This window comes from Acinetobacter sp. 479375, from assembly GCF_000581715.1.
Taxonomy (GTDB): Bacteria; Pseudomonadota; Gammaproteobacteria; order Pseudomonadales; family Moraxellaceae; genus Acinetobacter; species Acinetobacter ursingii.
The window spans coordinates 32,113-55,260 of the sequence record NZ_JEZN01000019.1 but is presented as its reverse complement, the minus strand read 5'-3'; the positions used below and the strand labels follow the sequence as shown (position 1 = coordinate 55,260).

Below are 23,148 nucleotides of genomic sequence, written 5' to 3'. Positions count from 1 at the left end.
GCCATGAACACTATTCATTGTTTATGACTGCCGCAATGCAATTTCTAAGTGGCGTATGTCGCCATGAACGCAGGCAAGCGGATGGTTTGGTCATTTTTGTATTTCTAAGTGGCGTATGTCGCCATGAACGAGAATCATGAGGCTGGTCAAGAGTTTGATCATTTCTAAGTGGCGTATGTCGCCATGAACGCTGAACTGCTTGTGTTGCACGTTCAGCCACATTTCTAAGTGGCGTATGTCGCCATGAACTATTTCTATTTATATTGGTTATCGCATAATTATTTCTAAGTGGCGTATGTCGCCATGAACATTGTCCAGTCGATAATAGTCTTGATCTATTATTTCTAAGTGGCGTATGTCGCCATGAACGTGAAACATTATCTAGCCCAGCGTTAATTACTTTTCTAAGTGGCGTATGTCGCCATGAACATTGTCCAGTCGATAATAGTCTTGATCTATTATTTCTAAGTGGCGTATGTCGCCATGAACGTGAAACATTATCTAGCCCAGCGTTAATTACTTTTCTAAGTGGCGTATGTCGCCATGAACATTGTCCAGTCGATAATAGTCTTGATCTATTATTTCTAAGTGGCGTATGTCGCCATGAACTCCATTATCAACATGCATGCATTTATGCATATTTTCTAAGTGGCGTATGTCGCCATGAACCGTTCATATCCATGATTTAAAACACGATGTTGTTTCTAAGTGGCGTATGTCGCCATGAACACGAACACCAGATAGACTTTATTAATAATCTTTTTTCTAAGTGGCGTATGTCGCCATGAACAATAATTGCATTCATGAATCAATCCTCAATATTTTCTAAGTGGCGTATGTCGCCATGAACCAGCGCAGTTAAGTGTGTTGCGCGATGCATTATTTCTAAGTGGCGTATGTCGCCATGAACACACCTCTTTTTCACTGAGCTTGACCGGTTCATTTCTAAGTGGCGTATGTCGCCATGAACGCGTGATTGTTCCGCTGTTAATTTCAATGCTTTTTCTAAGTGGCGTATGTCGCCATGAACTGATCATGGCTGAAATGACAGGCTGGTCGTCATTTCTAAGTGGCGTATGTCGCCATGAACAGTTTTCATCGGGCGCAGCAGCTAGCGAGGCGTTTCTAAGTGGCGTATGTCGCCATGAACGAACTAGCTCTTATTTTTTTAGCAGAGAAAGATTTCTAAGTGGCGTATGTCGCCATGAACGGGTTACTAATTGTTAGCTGCTAGGTTTTAAATTTCTAAGTGGCGTATGTCGCCATGAACCAGATGGGAAAAAGAATCGAACCACCGCAGCATTTCTAAGTGGCGTATGTCGCCATGAACAGAAATTAGAATGACCGTGACGCCTCCAGTCTTTTCTAAGTGGCGTATGTCGCCATGAACCCACATACCAACATCGAATCCCGCCTTTAATTTTTCTAAGTGGCGTATGTCGCCATGAACTTGAAGCACTGGAAAAAGAAGCTGATCGAACATTTCTAAGTGGCGTATGTCGCCATGAACTGGGGCAGCTTATATTTGACTATTCTTGCAAGTTTCTAAGTGGCGTATGTCGCCATGAACGCCTGTTTGATTTCTTTTGCTGCCAACCATAATTTCTAAGTGGCGTATGTCGCCATGAACTTGAGTATGGTTCAGCAGTTAAATCAACAAATTTTCTAAGTGGCGTATGTCGCCATGAACATTAATAAAATATATTGCAATGCACCGTTAAACTTTCTAAGTGGCGTATGTCGCCATGAACCAGAACCATTCGGCAGATCTCGCCAATCAAACTTTCTAAGTGGCGTATGTCGCCATGAACCAGCACTTTTATTCGTAGCTTCCATTTCTGGTTTTCTAAGTGGCGTATGTCGCCATGAACAGCAGCAGTATTTAACGTTAAGAAAGAGTTAACTTTCTAAGTGGCGTATGTCGCCATGAACTCAGTCATAACGCTATCGCCTTATTAATTAACTTTCTAAGTGGCGTATGTCGCCATGAACTGCAGGAACTGTCGCCGCACCTACGGCTGAAATTTCTAAGTGGCGTATGTCGCCATGAACAAAGAATATTTTGAATTAATTCCGCTCAACGATTTCTAAGTGGCGTATGTCGCCATGAACAGTGTCACGTGTAGCTGTATGTCTTTTGCCAATTTCTAAGTGGCGTATGTCGCCATGAACATGACACGATCAACGCAATTGCGGAATATACATTTCTAAGTGGCGTATGTCGCCATGAACAGCGACTTGCTAGGCGTCTACCTAAAGCACGGTTTCTAAGTGGCGTATGTCGCCATGAACAAGTTGGCTATAGCGACCCGATGCTGCAAGTCTTTCTAAGTGGCGTATGTCGCCATGAACATGTTGAAACGCGCGTACAAATATCCAGTTGCTTTCTAAGTGGCGTATGTCGCCATGAACTTGATAATAATTAGTTTGTCCAAAGCGATTTTTTTCTAAGTGGCGTATGTCGCCATGAACAAGTCAAAGTATTGGCATCTTCATCATATTTATTTCTAAGTGGCGTATGTCGCCATGAACGTTGCTGATGCACATACTGATGCAGTGTTGGATTTCTAAGTGGCGTATGTCGCCATGAACTCTTCGGCAGCAGCTTTGCCAAATAGTGTACTTTTCTAAGTGGCGTATGTCGCCATGAACTCGATGATATTGAACAGACGATGGCTGGTTATTTTCTAAGTGGCGTATGTCGCCATGAACAGAGAATAATATTGCTCTGCGTAATCGCTTGCTTTCTAAGTGGCGTATGTCGCCATGAACTTGTTCGGGGTTTTTTATTGCCTAAATTTTCTTTTCTAAGTGGCGTATGTCGCCATGAACAGTTCTCCAGTACGGACAATTAATGACCCACTTTTCTAAGTGGCGTATGTCGCCATGAACGGGAGTCTTTTTAGGACATCATGTAAATGTTCTTTCTAAGTGGCGTATGTCGCCATGAACGGTTTTAGACAAGCTTATGAATCAAACTTCATTTTCTAAGTGGCGTATGTCGCCATGAACACGCAGAGCTTTGGAGAAAATGGCGTCCCTACTTTCTAAGTGGCGTATGTCGCCATGAACGTAGTTAAATGGTCTATCACCATCTTCAACAATTTCTAAGTGGCGTATGTCGCCATGAACAGGTTAATTAAAATGGCTATATATCTTACAACATTTCTAAGTGGCGTATGTCGCCATGAACAGTTCTCCAGTACGGACAATTAATGACCCACTTTTCTAAGTGGCGTATGTCGCCATGAACATGCGCTGCACAAAATGATTCGTCACTCGGACTTTCTAAGTGGCGTATGTCGCCATGAACAATAAGCGCTATTTTTATTAAATCTTTCGTTTTTTCTAAGTGGCGTATGTCGCCATGAACTAACGCCAATTTAACCCCACCAATTCCACGCTTTTCTAAGTGGCGTATGTCGCCATGAACGCCAATCGTTGCTGCAACTGAAGTTTTGATAATTTCTAAGTGGCGTATGTCGCCATGAACTATTTCCTGCACCATCTTTAACAGAACCAACATTTCTAAGTGGCGTATGTCGCCATGAACAGTTACACCTGTCGCGGTTGCAGCAGGCAAGCTTTCTAAGTGGCGTATGTCGCCATGAACTTAACGCTATTGATTTAGCATCGGCGACAATTTTTCTAAGTGGCGTATGTCGCCATGAACAAGCCACAAGTAGCATTTTTGAATCCCTGAGATTTCTAAGTGGCGTATGTCGCCATGAACTTTGGAACAACCAGATAAAACCTTCAGGTAGTTTTCTAAGTGGCGTATGTCGCCATGAACGATAAAGGCAAGTCCTGCGAAATTATTGCAAGTTTCTAAGTGGCGTATGTCGCCATGAACCTAGTGCGGACCAGTACAGCTCGCGTAGTTCATTTCTAAGTGGCGTATGTCGCCATGAACGGTTTAGACAAATCTATGCCACGTGTCTATGATTTCTAAGTGGCGTATGTCGCCATGAACCACACTGCCGTATGCGGGATCTAAACTTTCACTTTCTAAGTGGCGTATGTCGCCATGAACGTATTCCATTTATATTCGAGCTCATCGAAATTTTTCTAAGTGGCGTATGTCGCCATGAACTCGATGTGAATCGGCGCTTTGTCACGCACATTTTTCTAAGTGGCGTATGTCGCCATGAACCGCCTGAACCTGAGCTTTTAGCGGATCTGACCTTTCTAAGTGGCGTATGTCGCCATGAACAGTCGATATAATCAGTTGTGCGGACTTTTTCATTTCTAAGTGGCGTATGTCGCCATGAACATTTACTTTCCTGACGTGTAGGTTGTGCAGGTTTTCTAAGTGGCGTATGTCGCCATGAACCATGGGTGATGAAGCGAAAAAGATTGACGACGTTTCTAAGTGGCGTATGTCGCCATGAACAACCACTTGAGGAGATGCGCTTGTTGCACAAATTTCTAAGTGGCGTATGTCGCCATGAACAGGTAGATGGGTATTAGACTACTTTGCACCATTTTCTAAGTGGCGTATGTCGCCATGAACCAGGCGGCATTGTATACAGTCTTTGAAAAGTTTTTCTAAGTGGCGTATGTCGCCATGAACCACCGAAACGTCACATCATGCAGATGCTTCACTTTCTAAGTGGCGTATGTCGCCATGAACCTCAAATGTGTTGGCACACACAGGAAGCCTAATTTCTAAGTGGCGTATGTCGCCATGAACCGCAGCGCAAGTACCGAAAGCACCTTCTTGCATTTCTAAGTGGCGTATGTCGCCATGAACGAGTTTTCACTATTTTTAGTGATGGCTCTGGTTTTCTAAGTGGCGTATGTCGCCATGAACGCAAAAGGCATGTTTTTAGAACCGAAGCCTTTTTTCTAAGTGGCGTATGTCGCCATGAACAAAACCCTACGAGTGGGTCGATTTCTTCGGGGTTTCTAAGTGGCGTATGTCGCCATGAACCAAACTACTCCAATTTTATATCAACACCCTACTTTCTAAGTGGCGTATGTCGCCATGAACTTTTGGTTTGGATCTCAGATTTAAACACGCTCTTTCTAAGTGGCGTATGTCGCCATGAACAGACACGAGTTAGTAACAAGCGTTATGACTCTATTTCTAAGTGGCGTATGTCGCCATGAACTCAACTGCTTAAGACCTGTTATGTCCTTATCATTTCTAAGTGGCGTATGTCGCCATGAACGTATTGCGAATACGCTCTATACCGATTCTGAGTTTCTAAGTGGCGTATGTCGCCATGAACTTTTGATGTAATTCGGGTTGCTTTTTAAGACGTTTCTAAGTGGCGTATGTCGCCATGAACCGCCACCATCAATTTTATCTAATACATTTGAATTTCTAAGTGGCGTATGTCGCCATGAACACACAAGGATAAAATGTTCTATACACAAGAGTTTTCTAAGTGGCGTATGTCGCCATGAACAAGCGGTGGGCTTTACTGGAAAGCAAGTCGATTTTCTAAGTGGCGTATGTCGCCATGAACTTATTGCAAGCTTCATTAATGCTTCCACCATTGTTTCTAAGTGGCGTATGTCGCCATGAACATGCGCTTATTGCACAAGGGCAACTTCGAAATTTTCTAAGTGGCGTATGTCGCCATGAACTTTGAACGTAATCTTGTCCTGCCTGTGTGCGCTTTCTAAGTGGCGTATGTCGCCATGAACGATATAATAGTAAAGCCAGAACTTTTGCAGTGTTTCTAAGTGGCGTATGTCGCCATGAACTTTATGCGGAACTTAAACTTATCTCCTAAGAATTTCTAAGTGGCGTATGTCGCCATGAACAGGTGCTTGAAGAGAAAGGATACCCAGTACGATTTCTAAGTGGCGTATGTCGCCATGAACTTAAAGTCTTTTTCAGGAACCAATACCTCTGATTTCTAAGTGGCGTATGTCGCCATGAACTTGTTGCTGTTGCGCACGTTGTTGACGTAATTTTTCTAAGTGGCGTATGTCGCCATGAACATTGCTTAGGGGACCTTCGCGCATTGCAAAAATTTCTAAGTGGCGTATGTCGCCATGAACTGGAAGGGGTATGCGGAACGCAATGGGGTGTTTTTCTAAGTGGCGTATGTCGCCATGAACCTTTTAACAAAATATGTGGAGTGCCGATAGTATTTCTAAGTGGCGTATGTCGCCATGAACACCAAGAACGAGACGAATTAATCAAAGAGGCTTTTCTAAGTGGCGTATGTCGCCATGAACTTCAGTCAGTTTGCGATGAAACAGCTTGGTTTTTTCTAAGTGGCGTATGTCGCCATGAACCAAAGCCCTGTGAAATCACATTACCTGTATCTTTTCTAAGTGGCGTATGTCGCCATGAACGGGCGACAGGATCACGCCCGTTTTACGATCACTTTCTAAGTGGCGTATGTCGCCATGAACCAGAACACGCACAGCGTATGAAAAATCTAAGATTTCTAAGTGGCGTATGTCGCCATGAACTGTGGAAAATTTAATTTTAGACGTAGAACTTTTTTCTAAGTGGCGTATGTCGCCATGAACCTTAATACCGTTTTCACCAACTTTTGATGCACTTTCTAAGTGGCGTATGTCGCCATGAACAGAACAGCGCCCTTCTCGTTGGCAGTATGTTTTTTCTAAGTGGCGTATGTCGCCATGAACCTGGTGGTGAATAAGCGAGCTATGTGCTCTATTTTCTAAGTGGCGTATGTCGCCATGAACATTATTAAACTTTCTTCAGACTGTCGCCTTGTTTTCTAAGTGGCGTATGTCGCCATGAACTTCCTGAAAAGGTAAATCTCTATCTTGCATAATTTCTAAGTGGCGTATGTCGCCATGAACATGTTTAAAATACAAGGCCGTAATCCTGATAATTTCTAAGTGGCGTATGTCGCCATGAACTAAGACTGAGGATTGACGCTTACACTAGAAGCTTTCTAAGTGGCGTATGTCGCCATGAACGCCTTGTGGCTTGGCTCTCAGCAAGAACACAATTTCTAAGTGGCGTATGTCGCCATGAACTTGCGCTCATTGCACTGGCACAAAAGCTTCGTTTTCTAAGTGGCGTATGTCGCCATGAACGATCAGTTGCAAAAATCAAAACACCTTACGGTTTTCTAAGTGGCGTATGTCGCCATGAACTACCCCTTGTAAAGCTTGTACGTTTGGTTTGCTTTCTAAGTGGCGTATGTCGCCATGAACACACTTTTTGACTCATCGATGGGCTTGCGCATTTTCTAAGTGGCGTATGTCGCCATGAACGAATTTGTGCCGTACGGGTGTAGTTTTCAAAGTTTCTAAGTGGCGTATGTCGCCATGAACACATCAGCTGTATCTGTTGCGCTCATTGCACTTTTCTAAGTGGCGTATGTCGCCATGAACTTCGAGTTGCCGTGGCTGGTGACACTACTGATTTTCTAAGTGGCGTATGTCGCCATGAACCCATCAGCTAAGGTTTTTTGTGCATGTTCAATTTTCTAAGTGGCGTATGTCGCCATGAACTAATATTGCAGCGGATTTAAAAAGCTTGGTTGTTTCTAAGTGGCGTATGTCGCCATGAACAATTTCTAGGTGCAGTTAAAAAATATGGTTTATTTCTAAGTGGCGTATGTCGCCATGAACTGACCTTCAACAAGTGGTGTACAGTTAGAAACATTTCTAAGTGGCGTATGTCGCCATGAACAGCAACATTATGGCTCTGCTTCTAAATTTCTATTTCTAAGTGGCGTATGTCGCCATGAACAAGAAAACGCTGCTCGCGTAAAGCAACATTATTTTCTAAGTGGCGTATGTCGCCATGAACTTTGGACAAATGATTGAGCCGTTTTGCGTTCTTTTCTAAGTGGCGTATGTCGCCATGAACAATTGCTCTGAACATTCGGAGTTTCATTATTTTTTCTAAGTGGCGTATGTCGCCATGAACGAAATACAATCTTGATCATGATTAATGGTCGTTTTCTAAGTGGCGTATGTCGCCATGAACTTAAGCAGTTGATCTGGCGTGTAGAACAAACATTTCTAAGTGGCGTATGTCGCCATGAACACACATCACAACAACCAATTATGACAGTAACATTTCTAAGTGGCGTATGTCGCCATGAACATCGGTAAAAAGTCTACTGATTACAAGATTAATTTCTAAGTGGCGTATGTCGCCATGAACTTATGACAGTAACAGGCATCCGTAAAGCAGCGTTTCTAAGTGGCGTATGTCGCCATGAACTTACCCGCAGATGCAAAGATGATTTTTGATTGTTTCTAAGTGGCGTATGTCGCCATGAACATTCCGATCGTGAGAAAGAGCAAGGCGCGATCTTTCTAAGTGGCGTATGTCGCCATGAACCTTTTGATCTTCAAAGTCACCCGCTGCTTTACTTTCTAAGTGGCGTATGTCGCCATGAACAGCGTATCCGACATTAGCTCGAATGATCGATTTTTCTAAGTGGCGTATGTCGCCATGAACATTATCCATTTGCTTTTGGCTAAGTTGTGTCTTTTCTAAGTGGCGTATGTCGCCATGAACCAAACCATGCCGATGTTGATTTACCCCAGTGTTTTCTAAGTGGCGTATGTCGCCATGAACGGGGTGCTGCCGGCTTTGTAATTTCCTTAAAATTTCTAAGTGGCGTATGTCGCCATGAACCCAAAATTATCTTTACCCGCTTTAACTTTTATTTTCTAAGTGGCGTATGTCGCCATGAACCAACTGGTGAATATGGCGCAGCATCGGCAACTTTTCTAAGTGGCGTATGTCGCCATGAACGCATGGCGTTTTAGCCGAGTAAACGGTGTAAATTTCTAAGTGGCGTATGTCGCCATGAACGCAACTGGAAACCGTGGCGCAGCATCGGCAACTTTTCTAAGTGGCGTATGTCGCCATGAACTCAGGTACTCAGACTGCAAACGTCCGTACATTTTTCTAAGTGGCGTATGTCGCCATGAACGAATGAATAAAATCTCATTACCGACTCGGCAATTTCTAAGTGGCGTATGTCGCCATGAACAAATAAGGTATGCGCCAAAGTTCCAAAATCGATTTCTAAGTGGCGTATGTCGCCATGAACGCAACTGTTTTATCGGTTCAACACGTTCTGATTTTCTAAGTGGCGTATGTCGCCATGAACGCACTTCATCAGCCGTTCGCATGATTGTTTGCTTTCTAAGTGGCGTATGTCGCCATGAACCAGCAGATAAAGTAAGCCATATGCAAGATGGCTTTCTAAGTGGCGTATGTCGCCATGAACGCTAAATACCAAACCGCCTTTAACATCCACATTTTCTAAGTGGCGTATGTCGCCATGAACGATCTTGTGGCATCTGGATACGCTCTACCTGTTTTCTAAGTGGCGTATGTCGCCATGAACCAACTGGTGAATATGGCGCAGCATCGGCAACTTTTCTAAGTGGCGTATGTCGCCATGAACGATTTTTTATCAATGGGTTGGCATCGATTAAGTTTCTAAGTGGCGTATGTCGCCATGAACTAAACTTACTCTGAGGTTTCTCATACCACTCATTTCTAAGTGGCGTATGTCGCCATGAACAGCCTGCTTTTGCTTTATTTGCGGTCGTCTTATTTCTAAGTGGCGTATGTCGCCATGAACCATCAAGTTGAAACAGTAATTGAGCTTCAGCATTTCTAAGTGGCGTATGTCGCCATGAACTAGTAACAAGCGTTATGACTCTACGACTTACTTTTCTAAGTGGCGTATGTCGCCATGAACCACGCATGAAGAAGCGTTGGTTAGAACGTAATTTTCTAAGTGGCGTATGTCGCCATGAACAAACTGTAACAACTGTGTTGCTCCAGTCGATATTTCTAAGTGGCGTATGTCGCCATGAACTTTTTTTATTTCGCCAGATGCTTTGTGTAGCATTTCTAAGTGGCGTATGTCGCCATGAACTCATCTGTTAAGCGCATGGTTTGACCTTTTAATTTCTAAGTGGCGTATGTCGCCATGAACTATCTGAGGCCGATTGTAAAAAATGGCTATCCTTTCTAAGTGGCGTATGTCGCCATGAACTTGAGGATTAGAATAATCTGGATGGGTATGATTTTTCTAAGTGGCGTATGTCGCCATGAACAATACTTAGGTTCAAGCTTAGGAGCTAATTGATTTCTAAGTGGCGTATGTCGCCATGAACTCCAGTTCCAAGTTTATGCGCTTTTATGAACGTTTTCTAAGTGGCGTATGTCGCCATGAACAGCGTTCAGATCAGATGCTTGGACGTTTGCAGTTTCTAAGTGGCGTATGTCGCCATGAACTCTAGTGATGTTTGTATTAGTGATTTGTGGATTTTCTAAGTGGCGTATGTCGCCATGAACTTATAAAGCAGTAAAGGATACAACTGCTGAAATTTCTAAGTGGCGTATGTCGCCATGAACTTCGTTGGATTGATAATCCATCTTCTGGTATTTTTCTAAGTGGCGTATGTCGCCATGAACGCAAAAGCTAATCGCATTATCTAAAGCCAATCATTTCTAAGTGGCGTATGTCGCCATGAACACCCAACCCATGTGCGGCGATTGCTTTAACAATTTCTAAGTGGCGTATGTCGCCATGAACGCTGTACGATCAATCTTAGCTTTGTAAAGCATTTTCTAAGTGGCGTATGTCGCCATGAACAATTATGACATAAAGCTGGCGAATGCTTACAATTTCTAAGTGGCGTATGTCGCCATGAACCTGGCAATCAAATTCTAATAAGCGCCTTCTTATTTCTAAGTGGCGTATGTCGCCATGAACCAGGTTTAAAGAAGTTAAGAGCATCGCAAACATTTCTAAGTGGCGTATGTCGCCATGAACAATAAAGATTTGTGGTTAATCACTCAGGATTCTTTCTAAGTGGCGTATGTCGCCATGAACTATGACGATGAATAGTTAAATCTTTAATCATCTTTCTAAGTGGCGTATGTCGCCATGAACTCATACGGGTGCAGATCTTCGAAAAAAACTAATTTCTAAGTGGCGTATGTCGCCATGAACTACTGCTAACAAGAAAAAAATGGGTACTGTTGTTTCTAAGTGGCGTATGTCGCCATGAACCGTGAATGAAAGTTACACAACAGGCTTCAATTTTTCTAAGTGGCGTATGTCGCCATGAACCGACACATTGTAAAGCGATGGTTGAAGCGCAATTTCTAAGTGGCGTATGTCGCCATGAACGTCTTTTTAGACAATTGGTAACACGTTCTTTATTTCTAAGTGGCGTATGTCGCCATGAACTGATGTAACACCATGAAGAACAACTGTTTCATATTTCTAAGTGGCGTATGTCGCCATGAACAGTCATCTATTGTGTACCTCAAAGAACTTATATTTCTAAGTGGCGTATGTCGCCATGAACCTTTTGGGATAAAGTAACTGATTGGTTTTCTTTTTCTAAGTGGCGTATGTCGCCATGAACATTCTGTGATTGGGCTGCTGATAACTGCGAATTTTCTAAGTGGCGTATGTCGCCATGAACGAAGGACAGGCTGCGTTACTTGGCTTAAGTAATTTCTAAGTGGCGTATGTCGCCATGAACTCCAATCTGGAATAACACCTCGGTTGCAGTCTTTTCTAAGTGGCGTATGTCGCCATGAACAATAAGAATAAAGCAAAAAATAAAGTTATAACAGTGCTTTAACCCTAAAAAGTATGTAATACCCAAAGTTTTAAAGCAAAGTTATAACTTATTGATTTTATTAAGCTGTTAAAGAGTCTAAAAAATATTGGGTTAAAACTCGGGTACTGTAGATGTACGACTTAATCCATAGCTTCCAAATTTTCCAATATTTGCTTCATCAACACGTCTTTTTCCAATAATCAAACGGAAGTTCATATCATTAGTTTGACTTTTCATATTAATATAAGGTTCAAAAGTCTCTGTCAGATCCAATGCTTTAAAGTGTTCCTGTGCTTCTTCAATTGAGATTCCACGACGTTTTGCCTGATGAACAACACGCTGCTCAACCGTCAATTTTGGATTAACTTTAAAATAAGTAGCATAGCCGTTGATCTTATCCTCAGGAACTTTACGAGCAGATAAGACATGTACATAATCTTGCAGCCTTGCTAACCAATGAGTTAGATTCAGTTGCTCCAATGCTTCGACTGAATCCGCAAAAATACGAATTTTATCGCCTAAATAACCCAATTTTTTCTGTTGAATTAATCGATATTTAGGAAAAGATACACCGTAACTAATCTTTCCCTCTTCATCGGCTTGTTCAACAAAAGCAATATGTAATTGGGTATAAACTTTTGACCAAATTAAATGCAGAGGTATTTCCTCCTGCTCTAATAAAGTAATTTCTAAATAATAGAGCATATTAATCCTTGCTACTTTGACCAAAGACACCACCCCGTACTAAAACTGCCATGACATAATGCTCTTGTTCAGGATTTTCAAGTGATTCACCCAAAGCATATTTATCAAATAAAGTAAAAAAGTCTTTTTTATCTTTCGGGGTACGATAGGCTTTGCCAAGGTTAGTCACAGCACCATATGGCTCAATCGCAATTGCTGTTTTTTTCTCATCAAATTCTGGATACCAAGTATCAATTGTACGTAAAGCATTGCCTAACTTTTGTGAATGTATTGCTGCTACCTCATTGACGTGATAAAGAATTTTACTTTTTTCACCTTTACCTTTATCTAAGACAAGCTCTTCACTTGGATAAACCTCCTGTCCTTTACCTACTAAAGCATAAGCTTCAACTTTAATCAGTAAATATGGAACTTCTCCTTTTAGGGCGCTTGCAATTTGATGAGCCAGATTTTGTATATTTTCATCACTAGCATCAAAATTATGCAACGGATAATTTAAAGCATTAAATGTCACTGCTGCTTGATCATTCACAGTCACAACCACTTCTACTTTTTCAGCACCTACGCGGTTACGCCATAAAAAGCGCGCATTGGCAATATTCAGTGCATAACGTTTTGCAAGCTCATTAAAGCCATACGTAGTAATATAATTTTTAGCAACGTCATTATATGATTTTAAGAAAATTTCATTATTACAAGCAGATGGATGTTCAACTCCACCCAATACTTTTAGGGTAAATCCAACTTTTAAAGTATCTTGATTCTCACCTAAAGCACAAGCATCAACCTTTTGTAAATTAGCCTTTTCAACTTCTGCATTCAACTTTAATGGATCACCTGCAACCGCGGGTTTTAAACGGTTTGAGATCGTACCACGCACAGATTTTTCAATCAGTTTTAAAGCGCTTTGTTCATTTCGTTTATCCCAATTTGTTCCATATAAATAACCGTCAGATGGAACCAATTTTTTTTCAAATGCAAGTACACTTGCAACTACTTTGTCATTTTTAGCCATGATTTTTCCCTTTTAAAGATTAAATTAGTTTGTTGTTAAGTTTTGGCAAAGATACAGATTATTTTCTAAATCAACATGATATTGCCATAACAGTTGATCAATATTTTCAATGCGATAAGGCATAACAAATTCGCCTAAAGTTAAAACAGCTTCAGCAAAACGGTGTGGTGTGTCGGCATCACGCTGGTTTTTAGCAATACCTAATTCAGAAATTCCCTGAAAACCCACCGCAATAGGTACAAACCACCCCTTTTCTTTTCGGCTACTTGACCATGTGATTTTTCCATTCTCATCAATTTGTGAACTATGTTTGACTTTTAAATGGTCTAAAACAGCATCTAGAGCATCCTGCCCATCTTGCATACTTTGAATGACTAAATCACGACGCTCGATCAACACGTGACCAAGCATAAGTTTATTTAAAATTGGCTTGAGCTCTTGATCTTTTTGACCGTCTTCATCAAAATCTAAAATTTGCTGGTCGTACACAGCCAAAACATCCCCACCCGCAAACTTCATACTATTTACAATTTCAGGCAGAATAGTTAAAAGCCCCTCTCTTTGTTTTTTTCCCAAATTTTCTACTTCAATTAAAAGAGAAACCTCTAAATGACAACGTGCTTCTTCAATAAATGCAGGTCGGCTACCATCCTTATCTAGTGGATTTGCTGTACCAATAATGGAATGAACAAAATCACTTTGTCCTTTATGTGTTTGCAAGCTAAAGTCATGACAACTCACAGCAAGTCGCCTCAATTCAATATCATGCCCCTTGGCATTTAATTTACGCTGTAAGGCATGCATTGCCCCTAGCCATGCCGTTATCGCAGGAAATCCAATGCTATACGGACTGCTCATGGCATTGGCATTATGAATTTTTAAATGTGGAATTAAAATAAACCGGCGCATTAAAAAAACTCCTTGATCTGTTGTAACGATTTCTCAATACGCTGTTTTACATCTAGCAACTCACCAGTTCCCAATATATAAGCATCGCTAATCACTTTTTCATAGCTACGAATGATCCATCGTGCAATTTCTCGACTCAACTCATCTCGCCATTCTGTATTTTCTTCACGTTCTTCTTTATAAATTTGATCCAACCAAATGCGTTGTAATTTGGGCAATCCAACATAATAGTCCTGATTTGACCATCCACTTTCGGCATATTGTCGTGTTTTTAAAGCCTGTAAGAGAACTTGATCAATGACAAATTGAATAATATTTCGAATCGCTGTACGAATATCAATATTATTCAGATCCAATTGCATAAATTTATGCAATTGAACAAAACTCTCCTGATAATTTCTTCGATATAAACACTGTGCAAAAAAATCTGTTTTAGGCAAACGAATCGCTCTTTTTTCAATTACAGGCGGACAGCTTGAAAGTAAATAAGCTCGCCCTGCATTTTGACTATTTAAAACACTCACATTTTGTGGTTGAGTTCCGCCATAGGCAGTCACTGTTAGATCATAAATATCAGCATAACCAATCTCATTTAACTCATTCTTCTTACGATTTTCTTTAGCTTGTTTGGTTTCTTCCGAAAAACGAATTTGATCAATGGTTTGTTTTAACTTTGTGATTAAACCTGATGGCGTTAATAACGACAATAAATGATATTCGCCCTCTGCTATTGGAAAATACACCTGTTTTACCAAATGATCTGTTTTCACAGAAGAATCCGTTGTTTTTATTTTTAAAAACTCAAAACTTAACTGTTCAAAATCAAGCTTATTTTGAACTAAAAGTTTTTTTAAATCTTCATTTTGCTGCTCAAATCCATCTAACACTGTTGATTGATCAGTCAAAGGTAAAGATAAAAATTTAAAAACATCCATTGCAGCCGCATTACCAAAAACATCCAAACTATAATCAACATTACCGCTACGCAGATAACCATCACTCTTCTTATTCGATGTAGCAATCACACTTGATGTTTTAGCGCTTGGATGGCTGAATTTACTTGGATGGCTCACCATTGAAAGCTGAGAAACACGCTTTGCCGCATCAGGCAACCATTCATTTAAGCTAAATTTATCATCTGCCTGTTGATTTAATTCTAAGATTACAGTTTCATCTTCTGCCTTTTTTAAACGATCTTTTAACCACAATTCTTTACGCTCGTTTAAAAAAGCATGAATATTCTCAGTCATACTTTCCCCCTATGTTGTTATTACTATAAAATGGTTAGTCCAAATTGTTCTGAATAATTTAATTGTTTATCTTCATCATATTTGGGCAACATAACTTCCCCATAACGCCTTGATAATTTTTCAATCTTTGCATTAATATCCTCATTTTCATTTAATTTATCAAGTGCCATACAACTTAAAATGTCGTGATAATCACGATTTAACCATAATCGCTGTTGTTCAATGACATTTAATTCATACGGCTTAATCTTGTAGAGACCACTACGATCAATATACTCACCAAAATCATCTCGTTCACAAAATGCAAGCTTGCCATTTTTCAACACAGCAAAAAGCTGAATGTTGGCGGTACTCTGTCGAAATGGCATAAATTGCTGCGGCAATGCGGTTAAAAACCATTTTTGCGTCAACCATGCATTCAAGGGTTTAGCACCTTGTTTTTGATATGATGTAAGCGCATCAATCATGACCGCATGCTCAAGATCTGCTAATTTTTTAATTGCCTGCAAAGGCTCATTGGCTCGAATTCTTGGAATGGCATTAACTTGTACTAGATTTTCAATATCAATCAGTTTAGATAAATCTTTTGTCTCCAAAATAAAATTCGCTTTAGCAGAATCAACCTCAAACCCTGGTTTTTCAAAAGCAACTTTCGCCCCTCGCAGACCTTTCAAATTATATTGCATCAATGCAATATTCGGCTGCTGTATATCTCGCTCTAATTTTCGATGCCGTAAAACACGTCCTGCTAACTGAATAATCGAACGATAAGATGATGGCTCGATAATAGCCCAATCAAAATCATGATCTCGTCCGACTTCTTCAACTGGTGTTGCAACGAGAATAAAAATTACATCACCGCAATCTGTGGTATCTAAATGTTGACGAATAACCCCATCATTGCCTGTTTCTAAAAATGCCTTAGGCTGTTCACCCTGTTTTTCTTTACGTTTCAGCGTTTCATCTAAATGTTGTTCTTGTTTACTACGCAATAACAGCACCTGCCGACTATGATAAGCCATCACCCGTGGTGCAACATTTTCCGACCATTCGGCGTTTAACAAATATCGGGTGAGTGCAACACAAGGCGAAATATTGGCAACACGTATCACGCCAAAAGAAACTTTTTTCCCAGTTTTGGCATCAATACTATGATGTGCTTGATGCAGCTTTTCAGCTTCAATTTTGATTCGTTTGAAATATTGCTGTTGAATACTTTCTTCTAAACGGGGCTGTTCTTTTTCAGCCACCAAATCCTTACAATCAACAATATAAGCTTTGTGCTTAATGATTTGCTGATTTAAGGCATCTGCACGGATTTTCACAAATTGAGCATGCGCCGTTTGATAGTTTTGAATACTATTTTTTGGCTCAAGTAAGTCAATCGATTGAATTTGCGTTTTAAACTCATCGACCCACATACACTGCACATCTGTTTTTTTTATTTTTTTAAATGCACAATACAACTGCCACCCTTGCTGGTACGCATTGAAAAACCCTTCTGCTAAAGCAGGTGGAATGGTTGCCGATGAAATCATGACTTTACGTCCAAGCATGCCTGCCAAATGCACCAGTCGCGCAATCGCAATTAAATCTTGCCCATTAAAATCATCCACTTCATCAATCACTAAATCGGATGATGATAATCGCAAACTCGGTAAAATGTATTTTCCACCTCGTTTGGTTTCAGTTGCCGAGATAATGTGATCAATGGTACAGACTAAAACAGGTTTATATAAAAAAGCTTTGTTGCGCTCGGCTTGATGTTGAGGGAATAGTGCATCCATAAAATCAGCTTTTGGCATATTGTCATAAATCAGTTCATTGCCTAATAATTCTTCTAAAGACTCAGAACCCAGTTCCTCAATATCCGCTTCTTCAGATTCATGAATCGATTTATTTTTTTGTTGATGTAATTCCTGCACTGCTTTGGAACCAATTAGAATTGCCAACTCATCTTTAGCTAAACCAATATCATGTTGATAAGAATCACCCGTTTGCAAAGTTAAAGTTCTTAACCCTAGTGCCAAAATATAACGTAATGATTGCGCATCTTTCGAAAGAGCCTGCATAATTTTGGCATTGGCAATGGTTTTGCCTTTACCTGTACTGGCCATATTGACAATAAACCAGCCTTGATCGGCTGCAATTTCATTTTTCTGGATAAAATGCTGAATGCCTTTAACCGCTTGATCTTGCCATTCAAAACCTTCTGGGCTTTTCTTTTTTAGCTTTTTCAAGTCATAAGCGGGTTCCATCTCGTCAGCCAAACGACTCAAAGACTGCGCGACTCGCATGGCATTATCACTGACACGCACCAAATGCTCATCAAGCTTTTGTTTGCCCTGTTTAGTTTTTGGATCGGTATTCGCTATGAGCGATAGACTGGTTTTCCAATTTAAATCAGCATTACAAGATGAATAATAATGATCGCCTAACATTAAGCAGAGTCGAGCATGGTGTAAAACGACTCGCCAACTGCCATCGTTAAAAATTTGCTCAAAGGAGCTTAACTCTTGGACTAAACGTCCCGCCCATTTTTTTAATTGTTTTGTCCATTCAACCGATTGGCTTAATAGTCCTTGTTCAAACTCGAAACATAGCTTTAAACGTTGCTTGTACTCCGTTTCATCCTGTTTATTTTGATAGCCCCAATTAGCCTCAATGAAATCAAATAAATCTGTTAAATTTTTGGCAGGTTCATCTATATATGACTTTAGTTCTTTATCATCCCGAATATTAGGCAACCGATGGTGCGACACGATCAACCATGCCACTAATTGCGCCAATGGCGGGAGTTGGTCAAGCACTTTCGATTGATCTGTATTCTGTAACAGCGTATTTTTGAGTGTTTGTTCATCCCAACTGTGTTGCATGAGTAAACCTAGCCATGCTTCATCAGACTGATTATTTCCTGATGATTGCACCAAAGCATTGAGTAATAAACAAGAAATCCATTCATGTCGTAAGGTATCTCCTTTTTTTGCATTTTTACTTTTGCGCTGTAATTTTTCTTGAAATAGAACAGTAGCTTTGCCCCAATCATGCAATAAAGCAGATACTGCCACCAATGCTTTGATTAAGGGCAAATAATGCCAATCGTTTTCCCATTTATTTTGATCTAATTTTTTCTGTGTGGTATTCACAGGAACAATACCTTCACTATTAAACTTGTTCCGATTCCCTACAATCCACATCAACTCACTTCTACGCCGCCCGCGTATCCAGTGACATGAAACAGCGGTATTTTTGGTCACAGTTTTCTTGAGGAGACGCTTAACCGCTAATAATCCATCTTCGGTAATGACCGTTTGCCATGTGTTATCACCGATACGATCTGCAAAAGCATCAAGGACACGACGCGTGCGGGGAATCGCTTTCTTTTCACATTGGGAGATAAAGGTGACGATCATGGCTAAACATCCAGTGAATAAGTTTTAAATTTATCAGAGAAAAAATTCCTCTGATAAATAAGGTTTTAATTTATAAGCGGCGTATGTCGCCGTGAAATTAACAGCATATTGCACATTTTCTAAGTAGCGTATATCGCTGATTTTTCTAAAAGCCTCCTACATTAATTACGACAGAATTATTATTGAATATTTGATTACCTGAATAAATAATCAACATCACAATAAAAATCAAAACTCTTTTTTTATACATACAACCCTCCTTACATTTTTTAGTTGATGTAAGAAAAGCATAAAGCACTATCCGCAAAATTAAAATAATTATCCATGTGAAATATACTGTTAAATATTCATAAATCGCAACAAAATGTTTTAATTCCAAATAATATTCATACAAATTAAATTAACAAGTCTAAGAATCAGAATCACTCTTATTATCTTTAAGATCTCTACAAGCTTGTAGTTTCACTTGATCAAACATCCAGTCCAGACACCGATATTCTGTGAATTTTTGCAACAGCTGCTGACGAAACTCCTGCTCAGACATCCCCTCTTTTGCACAAATAAATGCCCACGGTAAAACCACGGCATCTTTAATTAAATCAGCTACATCAAACACCAATGCACCACGGCGGGTTTTGCCGTGCATGACTGCAAAACTGTGTGAAATACCTAATACCCAAAGTGTCGTAGCTGCCAGTCCATAAGCCAAATAGTTGCCATGATTTAAAAAATCGTTGGCTAAATCCCCTTGCTCAGGGTTTCGCTCAAAACTGAGTTTGCAACGCGTCGCTGCGATTTTATAAAGTTGCTTGGTCGTCTGTGCTTCAGCAAGCAACAAATCACCGACTTTGCTTTGATGTGGAATTTTCTTTTCAAAACCCGTTAAAGCTTGTTGAATATCTGCATCATCCAGATAAAAGCCTTCATCTTTGAGGTCTTTGTCTTTTGCCCAAATTTTGCGAATAAAATCGATGCGGGCAAATTGGAACTGTTTTGCGACATCTAGCCGTTTAGCATCGTCAAACCAGAAACTCATCCAACCTTGCATATATTCCGTTGGTCGATATTCACTTTGCGGCATCATCCATTCAATTTCGGATCCCATAAAGAGAGGTGTGCCACCACCACCTGTAAATCCAACCAGTACCCCTGCACTGGCTAGCATACGCATGGCTGCTTGCGTAATCGATGTGCCTGTCCCTAATAAAATTACTGTGGTATTGGCAATCGGAATATTCCAGTATTGGTTTTCATTTTTGGCTTCGGTTAGATAAAGAACTCGCCCATCTTTTTGCATGACTCGACAGTGTTCGAGATAGTAAAGATTTGCTCGCTTAGAATGTAATATCGCTTTTAAGTCTGATGGTGAAAGTTGTTCCATTTTTATAATCGTATTGCTTTGATGTTATTAACTAAATTAACATACCTCCGTTTTTTGTTTTACATCATTTTTCTGTTAAACGTCATCAAATGTCGTGTATATTTATCCTTAAAGACAAAAAATATTTTAATTTGCGATCATCACTATTCGCTTTAAATCAAGTATAAAATTGCTTTCATATTGATCAAATTTCTCTTTGCCCTACAGATATCAGTTTAAAATAAATTTTATTATGACAGATCAATCTAACTGATAATTTAAACACGCAATCTCTCCATCAATCTCTAATTTGTATGATGATAAATGAATCAAGTAAGATGATTAGATCAAGGTGTATTAGTACAATATTTTGAACGTTTTATGATTTTTTAATCATTTTAATTTCAAATCTTCCAAAGTCTTTTTATGATTTTCACTGATTTATCAATAAATTTAAGCAAATTTTCAGAAAAACTTGAGTTAAAAACTCAAGTTTTCTCTATATAACAGCAAAACATTGCTATGATCTATCTGACATATAAACAACGATGATCTATTTTTTAACACCATTTTGTTCTTTGGACACATTTTCATGGCAGCAGAAGCACATTCTCTAGGACTACTCAGCCCTGTTATTTTACTGGCTGCGGCTGTGATCGCAGTCCCAATTTTTAAACGCTTAGGGCTTGGATCAGTCCTTGGTTATCTTATTGCAGGCTTAATTATTGGTCCATTTGGTTTTGCGTTTATCCATGATCCCGCTTCTATTTTACATATCGCTGAACTCGGCATTGTCATGTATCTGTTTATCATTGGGATGGAGATGCAGCCTTCTCATTTATGGAATATGCGACGTGATATTTTTGGTCTAGGCACACTACAAATCACATTTTGTACAGTAGGACTCACTGCAATTGGTTTGCTGTATGGTTTTGCATGGCAAATTGCCTTTATTGGTGCGGCAGGTTTTGTTCTCACATCAACAGCCATCGTGATGCAAATTTTGGGTGATCGTGGTGATTTAAGTCAACCCAATGGCCAAAAAATTGTCGCTATTTTATTGTTTGAAGATCTCCTGATTGTGCCATTGCTTGCCATTGTTGCATTTATGTCCCCCAATCAAGTGGTTGAAAGTACACCAGATCGTTTAAAAGATATCGGAATTGCACTGGTAGCTATCGCAGGTCTCATTGCGGCTGGCTGCTGGTTGCTCAATCCATTATTTAAACTTCTGGCAGCTGCCAAAGCGCGTGAAGTCATGACAGCCGCAGCATTGCTGGTCGTTTTAGGCGCAGCATTACTCATGCAAGTCAGTGGTTTATCTATGGCAATGGGCGCATTCCTTGCAGGTGTTTTACTCTCTCAATCGACTTTTCGCCATCAGATTGAAGCTGATATTGAACCATTTCGCGGTATTTTATTAGGTCTATTTTTCCTTAGTGTAGGAATGTCACTTAATCTATCGGTTGTACAAAATAACTGGCTCCTTATTCTCAGTAGCGTCATTGCGTTGATGTTCACCAAAGCTGTCCTCATTTATTTTGTTGCGCGTCTCACGAAAAGTAGTCATGCGGTTGCTTTAGATCGTGCGGTACTGATGGCTCAAGGGGGTGAGTTTGCATTTGTGCTTTTTACAGCCGCGGCAAGTGCGCAAGTGATTGATGAAACAATCAAATCCAATCTCACGGCGATTGTGGTTTTATCCATGATTTTTACCCCCCTGCTTGGTATTTTGGCCAAACGCTTCATCAGTCCAAAAAGCTCTGCCTCTCTTGACCATATCGAAGTCGCCAATAATTTACATGGGCGTGTGTTACTCATCGGATTTGGACGTTTTGGACAAGTTGCCAGTCAGCTTTTACTGGCGCGTGGCGTGGATGTCACATTGATCGACACTGATATCAACATGATTCAAAATGCCACAAAATTTGGTTTCAAAATTTATTATGGTGATGGAACTCGTTTAGATATTTTACATGCATCTGGAGCCGCAAATGCTCAGGCAATCATGGTATGTGTGGATGATAAAGAAACGACCAACCGTATCGTTGAATTAGTCAAACATGAATTTCCACTGGCCAAATTGTTAGTGCGCTCTTATGACCGTGAACATTCATTATCATTGGTCAAAAAAGATGTCGATTACCAAATTCGGGAAACCTTTGAATCAGCATTGCTGTTTGGCGGTGCCACACTTGATGCTTTGGGAGTAGAGAGTAATGAAATCCACGCGATCACCAAAGAAATACGAGAATTGGATAAAGAGCGTTTTGAAACTGAAATTGCAGCGGATGACATTGATGCAGGTATAGGTTTTCAATTTTCAAACACTGAACATCAACCTCGTCCAACTTCACCACTGATCAAACCTAAAACCCACAGTCAAATTTTAAATGATTCAGATGAGTCGGCTATGAAACAATAACTGAATCTTTATATCCTTCTTTTCCGCAAATATGAATAAAACCGAGTTGGACATGATTCGGTTTTATTTTTTTACTGTTAAAAGACTATCAGCAGGTGTGATGACTGCTCTTTTCTGCTGTCTTTGATACAAGCAAAGTTCACGTCCTTTTTTATTCTTCATATGTTTCTGCGGATAATTTCCTTCTAGGACTACAGCCGAATAACCCACACGATCATCAAATAACATAATATCGCTGACTGCTTTTACATTTTTTAAGGTACTGGCTTTCGCACATGCAGTTTTAATCGCCTGATCGTGCTGTTTCCATGCCTGATCTGAACTTGCATGCGTCATTCCTGCAATAACACTACATACAATTAATGATAATTTGAAAAAAATTGACGCTTTATCTTTACAGTATTTCATTATAAATACTCAATCGTTTATTCACATTTATCATGAAATGAATCAGGACAAACTCATAGCGTTTCACACAAGATTTAACAGCATTACTTGGAAAGATTACA

General features: G+C 40.1%; 8 protein-coding genes and 1 CRISPR repeat array. Of the genes, 1 reads left to right on the top strand and 7 read right to left on the bottom strand.

The window, feature by feature from the left end:
* Positions 1 to 41: 41 nt before the first annotated feature.
* Positions 42 to 11,541: direct repeats of the CRISPR family, unit length 28 nt; unit sequence TTTCTAAGTGGCGTATGTCGCCATGAAC.
* Between the two features lie 132 nt (positions 11,542 to 11,673).
* From cas6f to cas1f, 6 genes are all read right to left on the bottom strand, one after another.
* A complete protein-coding gene (gene cas6f, locus J500_RS13455) occupies positions 11,674 to 12,267 on the bottom strand; it encodes a type I-F CRISPR-associated endoribonuclease Cas6/Csy4 (protein ID WP_004998561.1) in 594 nt (197 codons plus the stop codon).
* Position 12,268: 1 nt separating this feature from the next.
* Positions 12,269 to 13,282, bottom strand: a complete 1,014-nt coding sequence (csy3, locus tag J500_RS13450) for a type I-F CRISPR-associated protein Csy3 (protein WP_004998562.1) — start codon at positions 13,280 to 13,282, stop codon at positions 12,269 to 12,271.
* A 24-nt stretch (positions 13,283 to 13,306) separates the two neighbouring features.
* Positions 13,307 to 14,191, bottom strand: coding sequence for a type I-F CRISPR-associated protein Csy2 (gene csy2, locus J500_RS13445; protein WP_004998564.1), 885 nt, complete (start codon positions 14,189 to 14,191; stop codon positions 13,307 to 13,309).
* A complete protein-coding gene (gene csy1, locus J500_RS13440) occupies positions 14,191 to 15,441 on the bottom strand; it encodes a type I-F CRISPR-associated protein Csy1 (protein WP_004998567.1) in 1,251 nt (416 codons plus the stop codon). Before csy1 ends, csy2 begins: the two co-directional genes overlap by 1 nt.
* A gap of 23 nt (positions 15,442 to 15,464) precedes the next feature.
* A complete protein-coding gene (cas3f, locus tag J500_RS13435; protein ID WP_034699998.1) occupies positions 15,465 to 18,854 on the bottom strand; it encodes a type I-F CRISPR-associated helicase Cas3f in 3,390 nt (1,129 codons plus the stop codon).
* A gap of 409 nt (positions 18,855 to 19,263) precedes the next feature.
* Entirely contained in the window at positions 19,264 to 20,235 is a 972-nt protein-coding gene (gene cas1f / locus J500_RS13430) for a type I-F CRISPR-associated endonuclease Cas1f (RefSeq protein ID WP_004998573.1), read from the bottom strand.
* Positions 20,236 to 20,806: 571 nt separating this feature from the next.
* On the opposite strand from cas1f, the gene J500_RS13425 reads away from it, so the two are divergent.
* On the top strand, positions 20,807 to 22,639 hold the full coding sequence (locus J500_RS13425; protein ID WP_004998579.1) for a monovalent cation:proton antiporter-2 (CPA2) family protein: 1,833 nt from the start codon (positions 20,807 to 20,809) through the stop codon (positions 22,637 to 22,639).
* A 63-nt stretch (positions 22,640 to 22,702) separates the two neighbouring features.
* Here the strand turns inward: J500_RS13425 and J500_RS13420 are convergent, their stop codons facing one another.
* Positions 22,703 to 23,047 carry a hypothetical protein gene (locus J500_RS13420; RefSeq protein WP_004998581.1) on the bottom strand — a complete coding sequence of 115 codons (345 nt, stop codon included), beginning with the start codon at positions 23,045 to 23,047 and terminating at the stop codon, positions 22,703 to 22,705.
* Between the last annotated feature and the right edge of the window lie 101 nt (positions 23,048 to 23,148).